At 58.6% G+C, this 19,733-nt stretch carries 16 protein-coding genes and 4 tRNA genes; 15 read left to right on the top strand and 5 right to left on the bottom strand.

Annotation, left to right across the window (positions count from 1 at the left end; genetic code table 11):
• The first annotated feature begins 104 nt into the window (after positions 1–104).
• Positions 105–515, top strand: a complete 411-nt coding sequence (locus AC3ISR_RS17710; RefSeq protein WP_463983539.1) for a PA0061/PA0062 family lipoprotein — start codon at positions 105–107, stop codon at positions 513–515.
• Here AC3ISR_RS17710 and AC3ISR_RS17705 read toward each other — a convergent pair.
• The gene (locus tag AC3ISR_RS17705; protein WP_463983540.1) at positions 512–661 is read right to left on the bottom strand and encodes a hypothetical protein; all 150 of its coding nucleotides are present in this window, start codon (positions 659–661) and stop codon (positions 512–514) included. The genes AC3ISR_RS17710 and AC3ISR_RS17705 overlap by 4 nt on opposite strands.
• Positions 662–872: 211 nt before the next feature.
• Here AC3ISR_RS17705 and AC3ISR_RS17700 point away from each other — a divergent pair, with 211 nt between their 5' ends.
• Complete coding sequence (locus AC3ISR_RS17700) at positions 873–1,535, top strand: peptidase C39 family protein (RefSeq protein WP_192296654.1); 663 nt, start codon at positions 873–875, stop codon at positions 1,533–1,535.
• A 154-nt stretch (positions 1,536–1,689) separates the two neighbouring features.
• Here the strand turns inward: AC3ISR_RS17700 and pbpG are convergent, their stop codons facing one another.
• Positions 1,690–2,613, bottom strand: a complete 924-nt coding sequence (gene pbpG / locus AC3ISR_RS17695; protein WP_192296653.1) for a D-alanyl-D-alanine endopeptidase — start codon at positions 2,611–2,613, stop codon at positions 1,690–1,692.
• 208 nt (positions 2,614–2,821) lie between these two features.
• The gene (gene folD, locus AC3ISR_RS17690) at positions 2,822–3,676 is read right to left on the bottom strand and encodes a bifunctional methylenetetrahydrofolate dehydrogenase/methenyltetrahydrofolate cyclohydrolase FolD (RefSeq protein ID WP_192296652.1); all 855 of its coding nucleotides are present in this window, start codon (positions 3,674–3,676) and stop codon (positions 2,822–2,824) included.
• A 279-nt stretch (positions 3,677–3,955) separates the two neighbouring features.
• Between folD and AC3ISR_RS17685 the strand changes: the two genes are divergently transcribed.
• The 10 genes from AC3ISR_RS17685 (at position 3,956) to AC3ISR_RS17640 (ending at position 13,366) form a co-directional block, all read left to right on the top strand.
• Positions 3,956–4,032, top strand: a tRNA-Arg gene (locus tag AC3ISR_RS17685).
• A gap of 32 nt (positions 4,033–4,064) precedes the next feature.
• A tRNA-His gene (locus AC3ISR_RS17680) sits at positions 4,065–4,140 on the top strand.
• A gap of 55 nt (positions 4,141–4,195) precedes the next feature.
• A tRNA-Leu gene (locus AC3ISR_RS17675) sits at positions 4,196–4,280 on the top strand.
• Positions 4,281–4,359: 79 nt separating this feature from the next.
• Positions 4,360–4,435: transfer RNA gene (locus AC3ISR_RS17670), tRNA-His, on the top strand.
• Positions 4,436–4,834: 399 nt separating this feature from the next.
• Entirely contained in the window at positions 4,835–6,145 is a 1,311-nt protein-coding gene (gene tig, locus AC3ISR_RS17665; RefSeq protein ID WP_192296651.1) for a trigger factor, read from the top strand.
• A 91-nt stretch (positions 6,146–6,236) separates the two neighbouring features.
• On the top strand, positions 6,237–6,872 hold the full coding sequence (clpP, locus tag AC3ISR_RS17660; RefSeq protein WP_071487154.1) for an ATP-dependent Clp endopeptidase proteolytic subunit ClpP: 636 nt from the start codon (positions 6,237–6,239) through the stop codon (positions 6,870–6,872).
• Between the two features lie 111 nt (positions 6,873–6,983).
• On the top strand, positions 6,984–8,267 hold the full coding sequence (gene clpX / locus AC3ISR_RS17655; RefSeq protein WP_003238279.1) for an ATP-dependent Clp protease ATP-binding subunit ClpX: 1,284 nt from the start codon (positions 6,984–6,986) through the stop codon (positions 8,265–8,267).
• A 175-nt stretch (positions 8,268–8,442) separates the two neighbouring features.
• Positions 8,443–10,839: an endopeptidase La gene (gene lon, locus AC3ISR_RS17650; protein WP_192296650.1), complete on the top strand. Its 2,397-nt coding sequence runs from the start codon at positions 8,443–8,445 to the stop codon at positions 10,837–10,839.
• 151 nt (positions 10,840–10,990) lie between these two features.
• On the top strand, positions 10,991–11,263 hold the full coding sequence (locus AC3ISR_RS17645) for an HU family DNA-binding protein (protein ID WP_003174819.1): 273 nt from the start codon (positions 10,991–10,993) through the stop codon (positions 11,261–11,263).
• 228 nt (positions 11,264–11,491) lie between these two features.
• The gene (locus AC3ISR_RS17640) at positions 11,492–13,366 is read left to right on the top strand and encodes a SurA N-terminal domain-containing protein (RefSeq protein ID WP_463983541.1); all 1,875 of its coding nucleotides are present in this window, start codon (positions 11,492–11,494) and stop codon (positions 13,364–13,366) included.
• A 48-nt stretch (positions 13,367–13,414) separates the two neighbouring features.
• Here the strand turns inward: AC3ISR_RS17640 and AC3ISR_RS17635 are convergent, their stop codons facing one another.
• The gene (locus AC3ISR_RS17635; RefSeq protein ID WP_463983542.1) at positions 13,415–14,572 is read right to left on the bottom strand and encodes an MFS transporter; all 1,158 of its coding nucleotides are present in this window, start codon (positions 14,570–14,572) and stop codon (positions 13,415–13,417) included.
• Between the two features lie 115 nt (positions 14,573–14,687).
• Here AC3ISR_RS17635 and AC3ISR_RS17630 point away from each other — a divergent pair, with 115 nt between their 5' ends.
• Positions 14,688–15,587 (top strand): LysR family transcriptional regulator, encoded by a 900-nt coding sequence (locus AC3ISR_RS17630; protein ID WP_463983543.1) that lies wholly within the window; start codon positions 14,688–14,690, stop codon positions 15,585–15,587.
• 89 nt (positions 15,588–15,676) lie between these two features.
• Complete coding sequence (locus tag AC3ISR_RS17625; RefSeq protein ID WP_192296646.1) at positions 15,677–16,456, top strand: DUF2242 domain-containing protein; 780 nt, start codon at positions 15,677–15,679, stop codon at positions 16,454–16,456.
• Between the two features lies 1 nt (position 16,457).
• Here the strand turns inward: AC3ISR_RS17625 and aceE are convergent, their stop codons facing one another.
• Entirely contained in the window at positions 16,458–19,118 is a 2,661-nt protein-coding gene (gene aceE, locus AC3ISR_RS17620; protein ID WP_489324392.1) for a pyruvate dehydrogenase (acetyl-transferring), homodimeric type, read from the bottom strand.
• Between the two features lie 145 nt (positions 19,119–19,263).
• Between aceE and AC3ISR_RS17615 the strand changes: the two genes are divergently transcribed.
• Entirely contained in the window at positions 19,264–19,716 is a 453-nt protein-coding gene (locus AC3ISR_RS17615) for a MarR family winged helix-turn-helix transcriptional regulator (protein ID WP_192296644.1), read from the top strand.
• Positions 19,717–19,733: the final 17 nt, after the last annotated feature.

The following is a 19,733-nucleotide window of genomic DNA, read 5'->3' as shown; positions in this document are numbered from 1 at the left end:
AGGAAGGGGCTGAAGATCGTTTCATGCGTATTCATTTGTTCAACACAGGTCGGCTCCGCAAGCTTGTAACCCATCGGACACATCGTCTTTTTTGGAGCCCTGCCATGTCACTTAAACCTCTGTTGTTGATTCCAGCCCTCGGTGCCGTGCTGTTGTTGTCGGCGTGCGCCGGCCCGATCCCCAAGGCGGACCCGAGCGAAGCATGGATTGGATTGAAGGAAGAAGCGCCGAATGACCTGATGGCCGAACGCGTGGATGGCAAGCGCGTGGACGATGGGCGCTTTTTTGAAGTGACACCGGGCGACCATCGCCTGGACGTGACGTTGTACGAGGAAGAGCCGGGCGACGACAATCAGCAGGACTGCCAGGGGCGGGTCGAGTACAAGAATTTCAAGGCCGGTGAGCACTACACCCTGGTGGAGTCGAGCCTGGGCACTACCGTGCGCGCGTCGCTGAAGGATGGCCACGGCAAGGAAGTTGCCGCGACCCAGGATTTCAGCTGCATGCCTGGTTAGGCGTGGTGCACCGCGGCCTTGTGGGGCTTGGCGGGTTTGGCGTGGGGGTGGTGTCGACGGGCAATGCGCAGCACTCCCCACAACATGGCGGCGGCAACGGCCAGCCAACCGCAGATAAACAGGATTATCGTCGTTGCAAGGCTCATCAGGGCCTCCTTTCGCCCCGCTCGGGGCACACACAGTCTTCTCAATGGACAGTCTAGCTACCTGGCGGTTGCCTGCTATTGACCAATGGTCGTGTCCGTCCAACTTGTTTGCTCTATGCCGCACGCTTAACTGACGCCTGAGGCTATACCCGCGTGGCGGAGCGCCCTATGATCAGGGCCCTTACCGGCAGTTGATCAAGAGAGTAAAAAATTGCGGTTACGGTCGAACGTAAAAACATCCTTGTTGCTGGCCTTTGCCCTGGGGCTCGCGGCCTGTTCCGGGTACCCGTCGAAACTGCCGGGCCTGCCGGAGCGGGTCGAGCTCAATGGCGTGCCGACTTTCCGCAGCGAGGCGTATCAGAGTGGCCCTGCTGCTCTGGCCAGCATGCTGTCGCAACAAGGCATTGTCATGACACCGGGTCTGCTGGATAAGCCGCTGCGCTTGCCGGGCGGCGAGGCGGACCTGGAGCGCAACATGCAGGTGCTGGCGCGTGAGTACGGGTTGATGGTGTATCCGCTGGATACCCAGCTGACGGCGGTGCTGGCACAGGTTGCAGCCGGTTACCCGGTGATGGCGCGGATTGGCGGCAGCCTGTGGTCTGACGCACGGTACGTGGTCGTGGTGGGGTTCAATCAGCAGAAAAGCACGGTGCTGCTGCGCTCCGGGATGGACCGGCGCCTGTTGATGAGCTTCAGCGAGTTTGAATCGAAGTGGAAGAGCGCCGGGAGTTGGGCGATCCTCACCCAACGGCCAAGCCAGTTGCCTGCCAAGGTGGACGCGCAGCGCTGGCGTGAGGCGGCGAATGCCACGGCCCAGGCCGGGCAGGAGCGGGCGGCGGCGCAGGCGCTCAAGGTGTTGGCAGAAACAAAGTAAAGCAGGACGCCGCGAACCTTATTTGGGAACAGGCTTGTGTGGGATGTGGGAGCGGGCTTGCTCGCGAATGCGGTGGGTCAGCTGAGGTATCTGTATCTGATACACCGCATTCGCGAGCAAGCCCGCTCCCACACAAGCCCGCTCCCACATTCTTTTAGCGGCGCACTTCTGCCGCGTTCGGGCGGTTTTTCAGATTCTTGTCGGCCTTGTAGCGCAACGCTACATCCGGCACCGAGCCGCTCTTGCCGGTCTCGACCCAGTTGCGAATGCGGCTGGCATCGGCAAAGTGCGTGAATTTGCCGAAGGCATCCAGAATCACCAGCGATACCGGACGATTCCCCATGCTGGTCACCAGCACCAGGCAGTGGCCGGCCTGGTTGGTGAAGCCGGTCTTGGTCAGCTTGATGTCCCAATTGGCGCGATTGATCAGGTGGTCGGTATTGGAGAAACCCAAGGTGTAGTTGGGTTTGCGGAAAGACACCGTCTTTTCCTTGGTGGTGCTCAGTTGGCTGAGCATCGGGTAGTGGCGCGCGGCGGCCAGCAATTTGCTCAGGTCGCGAGCAGTCGATACGTTGTGGATCGACAGGCCGGTAGGCTCGACGTAGTGGGTGCTGGTCATGCCCAGCGCCTTGGCCTTGGCATTCATTGCGGCGATAAACGCCGGGTAGCCGCCCGGGTAGTGGTGGGCCAGGCTGGCGGCGGCGCGGTTTTCCGAGGACATCAGGGCGATCAACAGCATTTCTTTGCGCGGCATTTCGCTGCCGATCTTCACGCGGGAGAACACGCCTTTCATTTCTGGCGTGTCCTTGATGTTGATGTCGATGTATTCGTCCATGTTCTGCTTGGCTTCGAGCACAATCAGGCCGGTCATCAGCTTGCTCACCGAGGCAATCGGCACCACCACGTCGGGGTTGCTGGAGTAGATGACTTTGTTGGTCTGCAGATCCACGAGCATGGCACTGCCGGAAGCGATCTGCAGTTTGGAGGTGTCGCGCGGGGCCTGGGTGGTCTCGGCGGCGTGCGCGAAGGTGCCTGTAAATACAAAAAATAGGCTGGCGATGGAGAGACGAATTTTCACGCGGATGAACTCGCTAAGAAGTAAGGAAATACCGTTGGAAAACGGGTGCTTTGAAAAATTACGTTACATTCTAGAAGTATGGATCAGAAACTGTCGAATGTTCTTCGAGAACCAGACGAAAGTGCTTAAAAACTAAGAAAAAAAGGTTTTTATGCCGGGCAATAAAAAGCCCTGCGATAAGGCAGGGCTTTTTCAGTGCTGCTGGTTATTAGCTGTGCAGGGTTTCTGCCGCATACAGCGTGTTTTCCAGCAGGCAGGCGCGGGTCATCGGGCCGACGCCGCCTGGCACCGGAGTGATCCAGCCGGCGCGGGGCAGGGCGGTGTCGTAGACCACGTCGCCGACCAGCTTGCCGTCTTCCTGACGGTTGATGCCGACGTCGATGACGATGGCGCCTTGCTTGATCCACTCACCCTTGACCAGGCCTGGCTTGCCGGCGGCAACCACCACCAGGTCGGCGCGACCGACGTGGCCGGCAAGGTCCTTGGTGAAGCGGTGGGTGACGGTCACGGTGCAGCCGGCCAGCAGCAGTTCCATGGCCATTGGGCGACCTACGATATTGGAGGCGCCCACGACTACGGCGTCGAGACCGTACAGGTCGACACCGGTGCTTTCCAGCAGGGTCATGATGCCTTTGGGGGTGCAAGGGCGCAGCAGCGGGATGCGCTGGGCCAGGCGGCCGACGTTATAGGGGTGGAAGCCGTCGACGTCCTTGTCCGGGCGGATACGCTCCAGCAGCTTGGACGCGTCCAGGTGCTCGGGCAGCGGCAATTGCAACAGGATGCCGTCCATTGCGGGGTCGTCATTAAGGCTGTCGATCAGGTCGGTCAGGGCCTGTTGGGTGGTGTCGGAAGGCAAGTCGTAGGCCTTGGAAATAAAGCCGACCTCTTCACAGTCTTTACGCTTGTGCGAGACATAAACCTGAGAGGCAGGATCGCTGCCGACCAGGATCACCGCGAGGCCAGGCGTGCGCAGGCCTTGCTGGCTACGCTCGGTGACGCGTTTGGCGATCTGCTGGCGCAGGCTGGCGGCGATTGATTTGCCGTCGATAAGTTGTGCAGTCATTACGCGTGATTAACCATCGAGAGGGGGAAGAAATGTGTGCGCATTCTCGCATGCCACAGCGTTAGGGCAAAGGCGCTTGGTCTGCAAATTGCCCTAACCCCTTAAATAAAATGAATTTTTTTCAAAAAAGATTTGACGGCTTTCCGAGGCGTCTATACTATTCGTCGCACTTGTCGGGCACAGCCTAGCACTGGTTAAGAAGGTCGAGCAGAATAGAGTGTTGTTCTGCAAGGCTGGAAGCACTTAGTTTGTAATCCTCCAAGAGTACAGATTAACAAGGCGCCCGTAGCTCAGCTGGATAGAGCATCCGCCTTCTAAGCGGATGGTCGCAGGTTCGAGTCCTGCCGGGTGCGCCATTAGGCAGCTTTGGCACAAGTAGCGTTAGATGGTGGGCGTAGCTCAGTTGGTAGAGCACGGGATTGTGACTCCCGTTGTCGAGGGTTCGATCCCCTTCGTCCACCCCATATTTTGAAAGGCGCCAGATTAATCGTCTGGCGCCTTTGCTTTAAGAGCTCCAGCGCGGATGTGGTGGAATTGGTAGACACACTGGATTTAGGTTCCAGCGCCGCGAGGCGTAAGAGTTCGAGTCTCTTCATCCGCACCAATTTCAAGGCGTCGCCCTGCCGTAAGGTGAGGTGAGGTTCAACAAAGAAGATGTTTGAGTTCTTTGTTAATGCAATATGGTGGGCGTAGCTCAGTTGGTAGAGCACGGGATTGTGACTCCCGTTGTCGAGGGTTCGATCCCCTTCGTCCACCCCATATTCGAAAGGCGCCAGATTTAACAGTCTGGCGCCTTTTTTGGTTTTAGCGGTTCTGGTTTTCGCGGCTGCAGGTGCTGGGCCGCAACGGCAGGGCGTTTCATCGTATTTTTGTGTCTCGATGATACCGCACTGTCTGCTTGCCCTGTTTGCGGGGTGGGCCGTCAGGGGGGTGGATGACGACGTCTTCTATATATAGAAGGGGCGACGCAGAGCCCTGGCGTGATGGGGTGTATTTGTCACCGGGGCGGGGTGCATCAGTGCCTTCGTACCGATAAATTGCCGGCTGTTTTCGGGCGTATTTGCAGTAGGGTGACTTCTTGAGTTTGACCCTCTAGAATGCATGCCCTTGATTGGGGTCGGAAATGGCCGGCTAACGTCTGTGCAACGAGGAATATCCATGCAAGTTTCTGTTGAAAATACTACTGCTATCGAGCGCCGCCTGAGCATTACCGTGCCGGCAGAGCGTATTGAGACTGCGGTCAACAAGCGTCTGCAGCAGACTGCCCAGAAGGCCAAGATCGCTGGTTTCCGTCCAGGCAAAGTGCCAATGAGCGAAATCAAGCGTCGTTTTGGTGCTGATGCGCGCCAGGACGCTGTGGGTGACGTGATCCAGGCTTCCTTCTACGAAGCCGTAGAAGCGCAGAACCTGAAGCCTGCTGGCTCGCCGTCGATCGAGCCTAAGTCCCTGGAAGCTGGCAAGGACCTGGAATACGTTGCCGTATTCGAAGTGTTCCCGGAGTTCGAAGTTGCCAGCTTCGAAGGTATCGCCGTAGAGCGCCTGAGCGCTGACGTGGCCGATGCCGACCTGGACAACATGCTGGAAATCCTGCGCAAGCAGAACACCCGTTTTGAAGTGACCGATCGCGCCGCTCAGAACGAAGACCAGCTGAACATCGATTTCGTTGGCAAGGTTGACGGCGAAGTATTCGCTGGCGGCTCCGCCAAGGGTACTCAGCTGGTGCTGGGCTCCAACCGCATGATCCCTGGCTTCGAAGACGGTCTGGTTGGCGCTAAAGCCGGCGAAGAGCGTGTTCTGAACCTGACTTTCCCTGCTGACTACCAGAACCTGGACCTGGCTGGCAAAGCCGCCGAGTTCACCGTGACCGTCAACAGTGTTTCCGAGCCTAAGCTGCCAGAGCTGAACGAAGAGTTCTTCGCTCAATTCGGCATCAAGGAAGCGACCCTGGAAGGTTTCCGCACCGAAGTTCGCAAGAACATGGAGCGCGAGCTGCGCCAGGCTATCAAGTCCAAGGTGAAAAACCAGGTCATGGACGGTCTGCTGGCCGCCAACCCGATCGAAGTGCCTAAGGCCCTGCTGTCCAACGAAGTGGATCGCCTGCGCGTTCAAGCGGTTCAGCAGTTCGGTGGCAACATCAAGCCTGATCAACTGCCGGCCGAGCTGTTCGAAGAACAAGCCAAGCGTCGCGTTGTGCTGGGTCTGGTCGTGGCAAAAGTGGTTGAGCAGTTCGAGCTCAAGCCTGACGAAGATCGCGTTCGCGAAATGATCCAGGAAATGGCTTCGGCCTACCAGGAGCCTGAGCAGGTCGTGGCTTGGTACTACAAGAACGACCAGCAACTGAACGAAGTACGTTCGGTTGTGCTGGAAGAACAAGTTGTGGATACTGTTCTGCAGAAGGCTAAGGTGACCGATAAAGCGGTCTCTTACGAAGAAGCAGTCAAACCGGCGGAAGCAGCACAAGCCGACTGATTGTCCAACTCGTTGGAAATACAACCATAAGCCAGCCTCGCGCTGGCTTATGCGTTTTCAAGACATGACTATTTGGGAGTAACTGCAGAGCATGTTCCGTAATTCCTATATTCAGCAGAACTCTGATATCCAGGCCGCTGGCGGCCTGGTCCCGATGGTTGTAGAGCAGTCCGCTCGTGGCGAACGCGCCTACGACATCTACTCGCGCCTGCTCAAGGAGCGAGTGATCTTTCTGGTTGGCCCCGTAGAGGACTACATGGCCAACCTGATCTGTGCGCAGCTGCTGTTCCTTGAAGCCGAAAACCCGGACAAGGACATCCATCTCTACATCAACTCCCCAGGCGGTTCGGTGACGGCGGGTATGTCGATCTACGACACCATGCAGTTCATCAAGCCGAACGTGTCGACCACCTGCATTGGCCAGGCCTGCAGCATGGGCGCATTCCTGCTGACCGCGGGTGCCGAGGGCAAGCGCTTCTGCCTGCCGAACTCGCGCGTGATGATTCACCAACCACTGGGCGGTTTCCAAGGCCAGGCGTCGGACATCGAGATCCATGCCAAGGAAATCCTGTTTATCCGTGAGCGTCTCAACACGCTGATGGCCAAGCACAGCGGACGCACCCTGGAAGAAATCGAGCGCGACACCAACCGTGACAACTTCATGAGTGCCGAAGCCGCGCAAGCCTATGGCCTGATCGACAAAGTGATTGACCGTCGCCCAGCTTAATTAAGCCGCTCAAAATAGGGCTGGTCGGCATACCCGACCACTTGCGGGCTTGAAAAAGCCCGCATAAGCCTTCATCTTGTGTTGCAAGCCTATCGGATTTGGATCGAACGAATGACTGACACCCGCAACGGCGAGGACAACGGCAAGCTGCTCTATTGCTCCTTCTGTGGCAAAAGCCAGCATGAAGTGCGCAAGTTGATTGCCGGCCCCTCGGTGTTTATCTGCGACGAGTGCGTCGACCTGTGCAATGACATCATCCGCGAGGAGGTGCAGGAAGCCCAGGCCGAGAGCAGTGCGCATAAATTGCCTTCGCCTAAAGAAATCAGCGGCATCCTTGACCAATATGTCATCGGTCAAGAGCGTGCAAAGAAGGTTCTGGCCGTAGCGGTGTACAACCACTACAAGCGCTTGAACCAGCGTGACAAGAAAGGTGACGAGGTCGAACTCGGCAAGAGCAACATCTTGCTGATCGGTCCTACAGGCTCGGGTAAAACCCTGCTTGCAGAAACCCTCGCTCGCCTGCTGAACGTTCCGTTCACCATCGCCGACGCCACCACCCTCACCGAGGCTGGCTACGTGGGTGAAGACGTCGAGAACATCATTCAGAAACTGCTGCAGAAGTGCGACTACGACGTAGAGAAGGCCCAGATGGGTATTGTCTACATCGACGAAATCGACAAGATCTCGCGCAAGTCCGACAACCCGTCGATCACCCGGGACGTTTCCGGTGAAGGCGTGCAGCAAGCCCTGTTGAAACTGATCGAAGGCACAGTTGCTTCTGTACCGCCACAAGGCGGCCGCAAGCACCCGCAGCAGGAATTCCTACAGGTTGATACGCGTAACATCCTGTTTATCTGTGGCGGCGCGTTCTCTGGTCTGGAAAAAGTAATTCAACAACGTTCCACCCGTGGTGGTATTGGTTTCAGTGCGGAAGTACGCAGCAAGGAAGAAGGCAAGAAGGTTGGCGAGTCCCTGCGTGAAGTCGAGCCTGACGATCTGGTCAAGTTCGGTCTGATCCCGGAATTCGTTGGTCGTCTGCCGGTCCTGGCGACGTTGGATGAGCTGGATGAGGCTGCTCTGATTCAGATCCTCACCGAGCCGAAAAACGCCCTGACAAAGCAATACGCCAAGCTGTTCGAGATGGAAGGTGTGGACCTCGAGTTCCGTACCGACGCGCTCAAATCGGTGGCCAAGCGGGCGCTGGAGCGCAAGACCGGTGCACGTGGTCTGCGTTCCATCCTGGAAGGCGTGTTGCTCGACACCATGTACGAAATCCCCTCGCAGTCCGAGGTGAGTAAAGTGGTGATCGACGAAAGCGTTATAGAAGGTAAGTCCAAGCCACTGTATATCTACGAAAACAGTGAGCCGACTGCCAAGGCTGCGCCAGACGCGTAAGCGTTTTGCAGTTGCTTTACAAACAAGGGGCCTCTAGGGGCCCCTTTGTTTTTGCACTCACTTTTAATTGCGGGATTTTTCCTGCGTTTTCCTGCTGGCATTAAGCTTGTTTTTTTTGCATGCAGCCCCCATCTTGGTTTCAAGCTTATTTTTCATCTGTCATAGAGGCGAAATCATGAAGACCACCATTGAATTGCCTCTCCTGCCGTTGCGTGATGTCGTCGTCTATCCGCACATGGTTATCCCGCTGTTCGTGGGGCGCGAGAAGTCAATCGAGGCGCTCGAAGCCGCGATGACGGGCGACAAGCAAATCCTGCTGTTGGCCCAGAAGAATCCCGCTGATGATGATCCGGGCGAAGATGCCCTGTATCGCGTCGGCACCATTGCCACTGTCCTGCAATTGCTCAAGCTGCCTGATGGCACCGTCAAGGTGTTGGTCGAAGGCGAGCAGCGCGGTGCGGTCGAGCGCTTCATGGAGGTGGACGGCCACCTGCGCGCTGAAGTGGCGCTGATCGACGAAGTCGAAGCGCCGGAGCGCGAATCCGAAGTCTTTGTACGCAGCCTGCTCTCGCAGTTCGAGCAGTATGTGCAGTTGGGCAAGAAGGTCCCGGCTGAAGTCCTGTCGTCCCTCAATAGCATTGATGAGCCAAGCCGCCTGGTCGATACCATGGCCGCGCACATGGCGCTGAAGATCGAGCAGAAGCAGGACATCCTCGAAATCATCGACCTGTCGACCCGTGTTGAACACGTGTTGGCGCTGCTGGATGCCGAAATCGACCTGCTGCAGGTCGAGAAGCGCATCCGTGGTCGTGTGAAGAAACAAATGGAGCGTAGCCAGCGCGAGTACTACCTGAATGAGCAGATGAAGGCCATTCAGAAAGAGCTCGGCGACAGCGAGGAAGGCCACAACGAAATCGAGGAGCTGAAAAAGCGCATCGATGCCGCCGGCCTGCCTAAAGACGCCCTGACCAAGGCCACTGCCGAGTTGAACAAGCTCAAGCAGATGTCGCCGATGTCGGCCGAAGCCACCGTGGTTCGTTCCTACATCGACTGGCTGGTGCAGGTGCCTTGGAAGGCCCAGACCAAAGTGCGCCTGGACCTGGCCCGTGCCGAAGACATCCTTGATGCCGACCACTACGGTCTTGAGGAAGTCAAAGAACGCATCCTCGAATACCTCGCGGTGCAAAAGCGCGTGAAGAAAATTCGTGGTCCGGTGTTGTGCCTGGTCGGTCCACCGGGTGTGGGTAAAACCTCCCTGGCCGAATCGATTGCCAATGCGACCAACCGCAAATTCGTGCGCATGGCCCTCGGTGGCGTGCGTGATGAGGCGGAAATCCGTGGTCATCGCCGTACTTACATCGGTTCGATGCCAGGAAGATTGATTCAAAAGATGACAAAGGTGGGTGTGCGCAACCCGCTGTTCCTGCTCGATGAAATCGACAAAATGGGCAGCGACATGCGTGGCGATCCGGCATCGGCCTTGCTCGAAGTGCTCGACCCTGAGCAGAACCACAATTTCAACGACCATTACCTGGAAGTCGACTACGACCTGTCTGACGTAATGTTCCTGTGCACCTCCAACTCCATGAACATCCCGCCAGCCTTGCTGGACCGGATGGAGGTGATTCGTCTGCCGGGTTACACCGAAGACGAGAAGATCAACATCGCCGTCAAATACCTCGCGCCCAAGCAGATTTCTGCCAACGGCCTGAAGAAGGGCGAGATCGAATTCGAGGTCGGGACCATCCGCGACATCGTGCGTTATTACACCCGCGAGGCCGGTGTACGGGGCCTGGAGCGCCAGATCGCGAAGATCTGCCGCAAGGCGGTCAAGGAACATGCACTGGAAAAACGCTTCTCGGTGAAGGTCACGGCTGACTCCCTGGAACACTTCCTCGGCGTGCGTAAATTCAGCTACGGCCTGGCCGAGCAGCAGGATCAAGTCGGTCAGGTCACCGGCCTGGCGTGGACCCAGGTGGGTGGCGAATTGCTGACCATCGAAGCCGCGGTGATCCCTGGCAAAGGCCAGCTGATCAAGACCGGTTCGCTGGGTGACGTGATGGTCGAATCCATCACCGCCGCACAGACCGTGGTGCGCAGCCGCGCCAAGAGCCTGGGGATTCCCCTGGACTTCCACGAGAAGCACGATACGCATATCCACATGCCGGAAGGGGCGACCCCGAAGGATGGTCCTAGCGCAGGTGTAGGCATGTGCACGGCCCTGGTGTCGGCGTTGACTGGTATTCCTGTGCGAGCTGACGTGGCCATGACCGGCGAAATTACCTTGCGTGGTCAGGTACTGGCCATTGGTGGCTTGAAAGAGAAATTGCTTGCGGCACACCGTGGCGGGATCAAGACCGTGATCATTCCTGAAGAGAATGTTCGCGACTTGAAGGAAATTCCTGACAACATCAAGCAGGATCTGCAGATTAAACCGGTTAAATGGATTGACGAGGTCCTGCAAATTGCGCTGCAATACGCGCCGGAGCCCTTGCCGGATGTGGCTCCGGAGATAGTCGCAAAGGATGAAAAGCGCGAGTCTGATTCCAAGGAAAGAATTAGCACGCATTAATGCGAATAAGCCTGGGGGCTTCCTTGACAGCTTTTTAGAGCCCTTGTTATAAAGCGGCTCTTATAAGTGTCTGTAGGCCATTCAGCACTGATTTTTGCTGTTTACCAAAAAACTTAGAATCATACTCAATAGATATATAAGGGGACTTAGAGTGAACAAGTCGGAACTGATTGATGCTATCGCTGCATCCGCTGATATCCCGAAAGCTGCTGCTGGCCGTGCGCTGGATGCAGTAATCGAATCCGTCACTGGCGCTCTGAAGGCCGGCGACTCCGTAGTACTGGTAGGCTTCGGTACTTTCTCTGTGACCGACCGCCCAGCTCGCACTGGCCGTAACCCACAGACTGGCAAAGCACTGCAAATCGCTGCTGCCAAGAAACCAGGTTTCAAAGCCGGTAAAGCCCTGAAAGAAGCCGTTAACTAAGCTTCGATCCAGCCTTTACCTACCCGGGTCGAACGCAGGTTCGACCTGGCAGCGGAGCGGCAGCAGACCCATGTATCCATCGGGTCGCCAAGCCGGGGGCAGATACCAACCCCGTCCGCTCCGCCAGTTGCGAGAAGGCGCATCCTTGGATGCGCCTTTCTTATATCCGTACTCTACCCACGCTCCACGGTTGCCAATTTTTGAAGTTCAACCGTTTCTGGGGGACGCATGCTGCAAAATATCAGGGACAATTCACAAGGCTGGATTGCCAAGACCATTATCGGGATCATCGTCGCGTTGATGGCGTTCACCGGTATCGAGGCCATTTTCCAGGCATCGGGTAACAACAAGCAGGACGTGGCCAAGGTCAACGGTGAAGAGATTACTCAAACCGAATTGAGCCAGGCCGTCGACATGCAACGCCGTCAGCTGATGCAACAGCTGGGCAAGGATTTCGATGCTTCACTGTTGGACGAAAAACTGCTGCGCGAAGCGGCCCTCAAGGGGCTGATCGATCGCAAGCTGTTGCTGCAAGGCGCTGCCGACTCCAAGTTCGGCTTCTCCGAGGCGGCACTGGATCAAACGATCCTGCTGACTCCCGAGTTCCAGGTGGATGGCAAGTTCAGCCCCGAGCGCTTTGATCAGGTGATCCGTCAGCTGGGCTACAGCCGTATGCAATTCCGTCAGATGCTGACCCAGGAAATGCTCATCGGCCAGGTTCGCGCAGGCATTGCCGGCAGCAGTTTCGTCACCGATGCCGAAGTGCTGGCATTCGCCCGTCTGGAAAAACAGACCCGCGATTTCGCCACCGTCAATATCAAGGCCAACCCGGCCGCGGTGAAGCTCACCGACGATGAGGTCAAGGCTTACTACGACCAGCACGCCAAAGAGTTCATGACGCCGGACCAAGTGGTCATCGACTATCTGGAGCTGAAGAAGGCATCGTTCTTTGATCAAGTCAGCGTCAAGGACGAAGATCTGCAGGCTGCCTATCAGAAAGAAACCGCCAACCTCGCTGAACAGCGTCGTGCCGCGCACATACTGATTGAAGTCAACGACAAGGTCACCGACGCGCAAGCCAAGGCGAAGATCGAAGACATCCAGGCGCGCCTGGCCAAGGGCGAGAAGTTCGAAGCCCTGGCCAAGGAGTTCTCCCAGGACCCCGGTTCGGCCAACAACGGCGGCGACCTCGGTTTTGCCGGTCCTGGCGTCTACGATCCAGACTTCGAAACTGCCTTGTACGCGTTGAACAAGGATCAGGTGTCGGCGCCGGTTCGTTCGACCTTCGGTTGGCACCTGATCAAGCTGTTGGGCGTTGAAGCACCTCAAGTGCCATCGTTTGCCAGCCTGAAAGACAAGCTGACCCGCGACCTCAAGACCCAACAGGTTGAGCAGCGTTTTGTCGAAGCGACCAAGCAATTGGAAGATGCGGCATTCGAAGCCTCCGACCTGGCCCAGCCAGCGTCCGACCTGAAGCTGACCGTGCACACCTCCGCGCCGTTTGGCCGTGAAGGTGGCGAAGGCATTACGGCCAACCGTGCCGTGATCACCGCAGCGTTCAGCCCGGAAGTGCTGGATGAGGGTGCCAACAGCAGCGCCATCGAACTGGACCCGGAAACCATCATCGTACTGCGTGCCAAAGAGCATCTGAAGCCAACGCAACTGCCGCTGGAAAGCGTTGCAGCGGCGATTCGCGCCCAGATGACCAAGGAACGTGCCAGTGCGGCGGCCAAGGTTCACGCTGACGAGTTGATCGCCAGCCTGCGTGATGGCAAGACCCCGCTGAATCAAGCCATCGACGGCCAGGCGTGGAAAGTGACTGAAGCGGCCACCCGCAATCAGGAATCTATCGACCCAGCCGTGCTGCAAGCCCTGTTCCGCATGCCAAAGCCTGCGGCCAAGGACAAGCCGACCTTTACCACCGTGACCCTGGCTGACGGTAGCCTGGTGATCGTGCGCTTGAATGGCGTCAACGAGGCTGTTGCCCCGACGGACGAAGAAAAGGCGCAAATCCGCCGCTTCCTCGCTTCCCGCAGTGGCCAGCAGGACTTTGCTGCGTACCGCAAGCAGTTGGAAACCCAGGCTGACATCAAGAAATTCTGATGCCCGCTTGAATAAAAAGCCCTCGGCCTGAAAAGACCGGGGGCTTTTTCATGGGCGTTTGCAAAGAGCCAGGAGCATCAACACCACCACCGCCCATGGAAATGCAATCACGCCCCAGCCTTGCAACAACACGCCGCCGACCAATCCTCCACCCGCGATGCCCAGGTTCCAAACGGTGACCAGCATCGATTGCGCGGCATCCGCCGAGTCGCCGGCTGACTTGGCCAGTGCCGTTTGCAGCAGGGCTGGCAGGCCACCGAACGCCAGGCCCCACAAGGCCACGCAGAGGTAGATCACGCTCGGCGAAGTGATCCAGAATGCCAGCGCCAGGGCGATCAGCCCGAACAACGCGCAACTGATCAGCACCAGCTTGCGCAGCCAGCGATCGATCAACACGCCCGTCAGCCAGATGCTCAACAGCGCGGCCAAGCCGAACACCAGCAGTACGCGGTCAATCTCGCCCGCAAGTCCGGCGGGCACCAACAACGGGGCGACGTAGGTATAGAGAATGTTGTGGGCCAGCACGTAGGTAAACGTTACCCATAACACCGGACGAATCCCGGGCAGGGTCAGTACCTGACGCAACCCCAGGCGTTTGCCTGCGGTTTGCCCGGCAAAGTCCGGCAAGGTCCAGCGGGCCCAGATCAGCAGCACGAGCGTCAGCCCGGTCATGATCGCAAAGCTCAGGCGCCAGCCTACGACGGTGCCGAGCAAAGTCCCCGCAGGGACCCCCAGCGACAACGCCAGCGGTGCCCCCAGCATCGCCAAGGCAATCGCTCGACCTTGCAGATGTGGCGCGACCATCCGGCTTGCGTAACCCGCCAGCAACGCCCAGAGCAACCCAGCGAAAACTCCGGCGAAAAAGCGCGCCACCAGGGTCAGCCCGTAATGGCTGGAGAATGCGGTGATGCTGTTGACCACGGCAAAGCCGCCAATGGCCACCAGCAGCAATGGCCGTCGGCGCCAGCCACGGGTCCACATCGTCAGCGGGATGGCCGCGAGCAAGGAACCCAAGGCGTAAAGCGTGACCAATTGGCCGACGAGCGCGGGTGACACACCCAGGCCTTCGCCCATTTGTGGCAGCAGCCCGGCGGGCATGGCTTCGGTGAGGATGGTGATAAATCCGGCAAACGCCAGTGCCAATAAACCGCCCAGCGGCAACCCATCATGCTGGGCTGTCGGGGTGGACTCGGTAAGTGATGTCATAACGCTGTATCCCTGCAAAAGGCCAGGAGACAGGGTAGGGGGCTGTGGGTGGCGGAAAAACAGGCTAAGGTTCCGAACTTATCGGACATCAGTGTCCGCAATTTAGGGCCACATCATGGACAGTCTGGGCAGCCTTTCGGTATTCGTGCAGGTGGCGGACGCCCGCAGTTTTACCGCTGCCGGTCGAGTGTTAGGGATTTCCTCCTCGGCTGTAGGCAAAAGCATCGCACGCATGGAGGAGCGTCTCGGTGTGCGCCTGTTCCACCGCAGTACGCGCAGTATCACCTTGACCGCCGAAGGGGCGCTGTTCCTTGAGCGTTCACGGCGCATCTTGGCTGAAGTCGAGGCCGCCGAGCGCGAGCTGACCGACGCCAGCGCCACGCCTCGGGGCAAACTACGCATCAGTGTGCCGCAGGTACGCGGTTTATTGATGCCGGTGCTCAGCGACTTCATGCGGGCTTATCCGCAGATCGAGCTGGATGTGGATTTTTCCGACCGCATGGTGGATGTGATCGAGGAAGGGTTCGACGCGGTGATTCGCACCGGCAAGCCGGAAGATTCGCGCCTGATGGCACGCCACCTGGGGCATTACCAACTGGTGCTGGTGGGTACGCCGGCGTATTTCCAGGAACACGGCACCCCACAACAGCCGCGGCACTTGAACGATCACGCGTGCCTGCGGCACAAGTTCTGTGCGACCGGCAAGCTGGAGCCCTGGCCCTTGCGCCTCGAAGCCGGCGCGGCAGAACCGATCCTGCGTGCACCGCTGGTCAGCACCACCATCGAGTCCCTCAACCATGTGGTGCACGAGGGGTTGGGCATCGCCTGCCTGCCCGATTACATGGTCAACCACGCCGTGCGGGAAGGGCGCTTGCAGCGGGTGCTGGATGACTACCTGGAACACCGTGGCAGTTTCTGGCTGCTGTGGCCATCAAGTCGCCACGCCTCGGCCAAATTGCGCGTATTTATTGATCATATGTGCGCAGGGCTTTTTCCTGCGGGGCCCACGACGTAAGGCTGTGACGTTTTACCGACAGGAATGCGCGCGCCAAGGCCTCGTTCTGTTGCACAATACCGCCCGAACTGTTTTGCTCAGGATTTTCAATGTCGACATCATTTCACTTGCGCAGCCTTGGGTTGGCGCTGGTGCTGGCGGGCGCCGCGGGCTGCTCGTCACCCAAGACCGCTATTTATGAACATGAGAATTTCGACGATTCCGGCACCTTTTCCCGATCCTATCCGGTCAGTGATGTGGCGGCGTGCGAAGCGGCGCGACGCGCCCTGCTCAGCCAGGGCTACATCATCACCAGCAGCGATCCGAAGTTGGTGGTGGGTAACAAGAGTTTCCAGCAGACCGGCGAGACCCATCTGCAGATCAGCTTCAACGTGGTGTGCGCCGATGATGGCAAAGGCACCAACCACTCGACGATGTTCGCCAACGCCTTGCAGGATCGCTACGCGCTGAAGAAGGTCAACAACTCCGCGAGCCTGGGCGTTGGCGTGCTGGGTTCGGTGTCGATGCCGATTGGCTCCACCGATGACTCAATGGTCAAAGTCGCAAGCGAGACCGTCTCGGCGCCGAAGTTCTACGAGCGTTACTTTGCGCTGGTGGATGTGTTCCTGCCCCAGGAAGTGAAAAAGGCCGAGCATATTCCCGAGCAGCCGAAAGCTGACTTGGGCGTGCCAGAGCCTAAAGTCGCTCCGGCTGCCGAGAAGGTCGAGGCGCCGAAGGAAGAGCCTGCCGTTTCAGAACCGCTTGCGCCGCCTGTGGAACCCGCGCCGATTGCGCCGCAGCAAGAGCCTGCCGCCGCACCGGCGACCAGCAACCCGGCGCTACCGGCACCAACAGAAGCAATTGCGCCCCTGCCGACACCGGCGCCGTAAATCAGACCGTCACGGGGTTGGCCTTGTCGACGTTGATCCCGTAGCGTCTGATCGCTTCACTGACTTTATCGCGACCGATCACGCCGTCATCCGCCAGCGCCTTGAGCGCCGCCAGTGCGATGAAGTGGCGGTCCACCTCGAAGAGCGCACGCAAGGTTTCCCGCGTATCCGATTGCCCAAAGCCATCGGTGCCCAAGGCAACAAAGCGGCGGCCGGGGACGAACGGGCGAATCTGATCGGCAAACAACTTCATGTAGTCCGTCGCCACCACCACCGGCCCGGTTTGACCGGCCAGGCATTGTTCGACATAGCTCACTCGGGGCTCGCTCTGCGGGTGCAACAGGTTCCAGCGTTCCACCTCATGCCCGTTACGGCGCAGTTCGGTGAGGCTGGTCGCGCTCCACACAGTGCTGTGCACGGAGAAATCCTTCTCCAGTAACTCGGCAGCCGCAATCACTTCCCGCAGGATCGAACCGCTGCCCATCAGTTGTACCTGGGCCTGCGCGTGTTGGGTGAGCGGGTAAATGCCCTTGAGAATGCCATCCTCCACACCGTCTGGCATCGCAGGGTGCGGGTAGTTTTCGTTGAGCAGGGTGATGTAGTAGTAAATGTCCTCCTGCTCGACATACATGCGCCGCATGCCCTCGCGAATAATTACCGCGAGCTCGTAGGCAAAGGTTGGGTCGTAGGACACGCAGCACGGAATCACCGACGACAGGATATGGCTGTGACCATCGTCATGCTGCAAGCCTTCGCCCATCAGCGTAGTACGTCCGGCGGTGGCTCCCAGCAGGAAACCCCGTGCCCGCGCATCGCCTGCTGCCCAGGCCAAGTCACCGATGCGCTGGAAGCCGAACATTGAATAGAAAATGTAGAACGGCACGGTCATCAAACCGTGGTTGCTGTAGGACGTACTCGCCGCAATCCATGCGGAAATCGCGCCGGACTCGTTCAGACCTTCCTGCATGATCTGCCCGTCCTTGCTCTCCTTGTAGTAGCTCAATTGCCCGGCGTCCTGCGGCGTATAGAGCTGTCCGACGGCAGAGTGGATGCCTATCTGGCGAAACAGGCTTTCCATGCCGAAGGTGCGCGATTCATCCGGCACGATGGGCACTATCAGTTTGCCCAGGTGCGGGTCCTTGAGCAGCGTGCCGAGAATGCGCACGAAGGCCATGGTGGTGGAAATCGAGCGCTCGCCGGTGTCCTTGAGCTGGGCGCCGAAGGCCGATAGCTCAGGGATCTGCAGCGACTCCACGGCGCTGTGACGCTCAGGCACATAGCCGCCCAACGCCTGGCGGCGGGCGGCGAAGTAGCGCGCCTCTTCACTGTCGGCGGCAGGTTTGATGTAGGGAATCTCGGCGAGTTGTTCGTCGGCCACTTCCAGGTCGAAGCGGTCGCGAAACGCTTTCACGGCATCAGCGCCCATTTTCTTCAATTGGTGATTGATATTCTGGCCTTCGCCGGCTTCGCCCATGCCGAAGCCCTTGACGGTTTTCGCCAGGATCACCGTGGGTTGGCCGGTGTGACGCATGGCGGCGGCGTAGGCGTTATAGACCTTGTCCGGATCATGCCCGCCTCGTGAGAGCTTCCAGATGTCGTCGTCGGACATATCTGCAACCAGTGCCAGCAGCTCCGGGTATTTGCCGAAGAAATGTTCACGCACGTAGGCGCCGTTCTGGGACTTGTAGTTTTGATAGTCGCCATCCACGCATTCCATCATGCGTTGGCGCAGCAGGCCGGTCTGGTCTTTCTCCAGCAGGGCATCCCAGCCGCCACCCCAGATGACCTTGATCACGTTCCAGCCGGCGGCGCGGTACAGACTTTCGAATTCCTGGATCACTTTGGCGTTGCCGCGTACCGGGCCGTCCAGCCGTTGCAGGTTGCAGTTGACGACAAAGATCAGGTTGTCGAGTTTCTCGCGCCCGGCCAGGGAAATGGCCGCCAGGGATTCCGGTTGGTCCATCTCGCCGTCGCCCAGGAACGCCCAGACTTTACGGCCCTGGTGCTGCTTGAGGCCGCGTAATTCCAGGTAACGCATAAAGCGCGCCTGGTACGCCGCGGTGATCGGCCCGAGGCCCATGGACACCGTAGGAAATTGCCAGAAATCCGGCATCAGTCGTGGATGCGGATACGAGGAAATACCCTCGCCACCGGCCTCGCGACGGAAGTTGTCCAGTTGCGCCTCGCTGATGCGGCCTTCGAGATAGGCGCGGCCATAGATGCCGGGTGAGGAGTGGCCCTGGATGTACACCAGGTCGCCGTCAAAAGTGTCGGTTCGGCCACGGAAGAAGTGGTCGAAACCTACGTCATACAGCACAGCGGCTGACGCATAGGTAGCGATATGCCCACCGACACCGGAGTGTTTGCCCGCCCGCAACACCATGGCCATGGCGTTCCAGCGGATGTAGGCATTGGTGCGCCGCTCGATGGCCAGGTTGCCGGGGTAGGGCAATTGGCGGTCCACCGCAATGGTGTTGACGTAGGGGGTGGTCACCCGTCCGTAGAAATCACCGTGGCGCGCAACGTCGAAATCCAGCAACTGATCGATCAGGTAGTGGGCGCGCGGGCGGCCTTCGGTGGACAACACCGATTCGATGGACTCCAGCCACTCGCGGGTTTCCTGTGGGTCGTCGTCGTGTCTGACTGCGTTGTTCGGGGACATGTGAGGCTCCAGGGTAGGTGGATGTCAGGTGGCGGGCTCTTTGTGGGAGTGTCGGCCATATAGTTGCAATTACAACTACATGGCCGAATCTAACGCGGGATGAGCTACTATTGCAACCTTCTTGAAATTCCCCGGATGGTGTTGCATGTCGTCGAAAGAGCCGGATGTATGGTTCCGTTTTGTCAGGGCCCACAGGACCGTCATCCGTGAAATCGAACGGCGCCTGGCCGCTGCCGGATTGCCGGCGTATGCCTGGTACGACGCCTTGTGGGGCCTGGAAAGCGGCCCCGAGGGCACCCGCCGCATGCATGAACTGGCGGATGTACTGGCCATCGAGCGCTACAACCTCACGCGGCTGGTGGACCGCCTGGAAAAAGACGGGCTGGTGGTGCGTTCGCGTTTTGACGGCGATGGCCGCGGGTCATTCGCCACCATCACGGAGGCGGGCAAAGTGCTGCGCAAGAAAATGTGGAAGATCTACGAAAGCACGGTGGATGAGTTGTTCCTGTCGCAAATTGAACCGGAGCAGCGCCAGGTGTTTGCCGATACCCTGGAGCGCACGGCCACGTTGGCAGTGCGCAGTCGCAGCAAGACCTGAAGAACCTTGCAGTCCAC

Source organism: Pseudomonas sp. GL_117, from assembly GCF_057835125.1.
The sequence above is the reverse complement of the archived record's forward strand: the minus strand, read 5'-3'. Positions and strand labels throughout refer to the sequence as shown.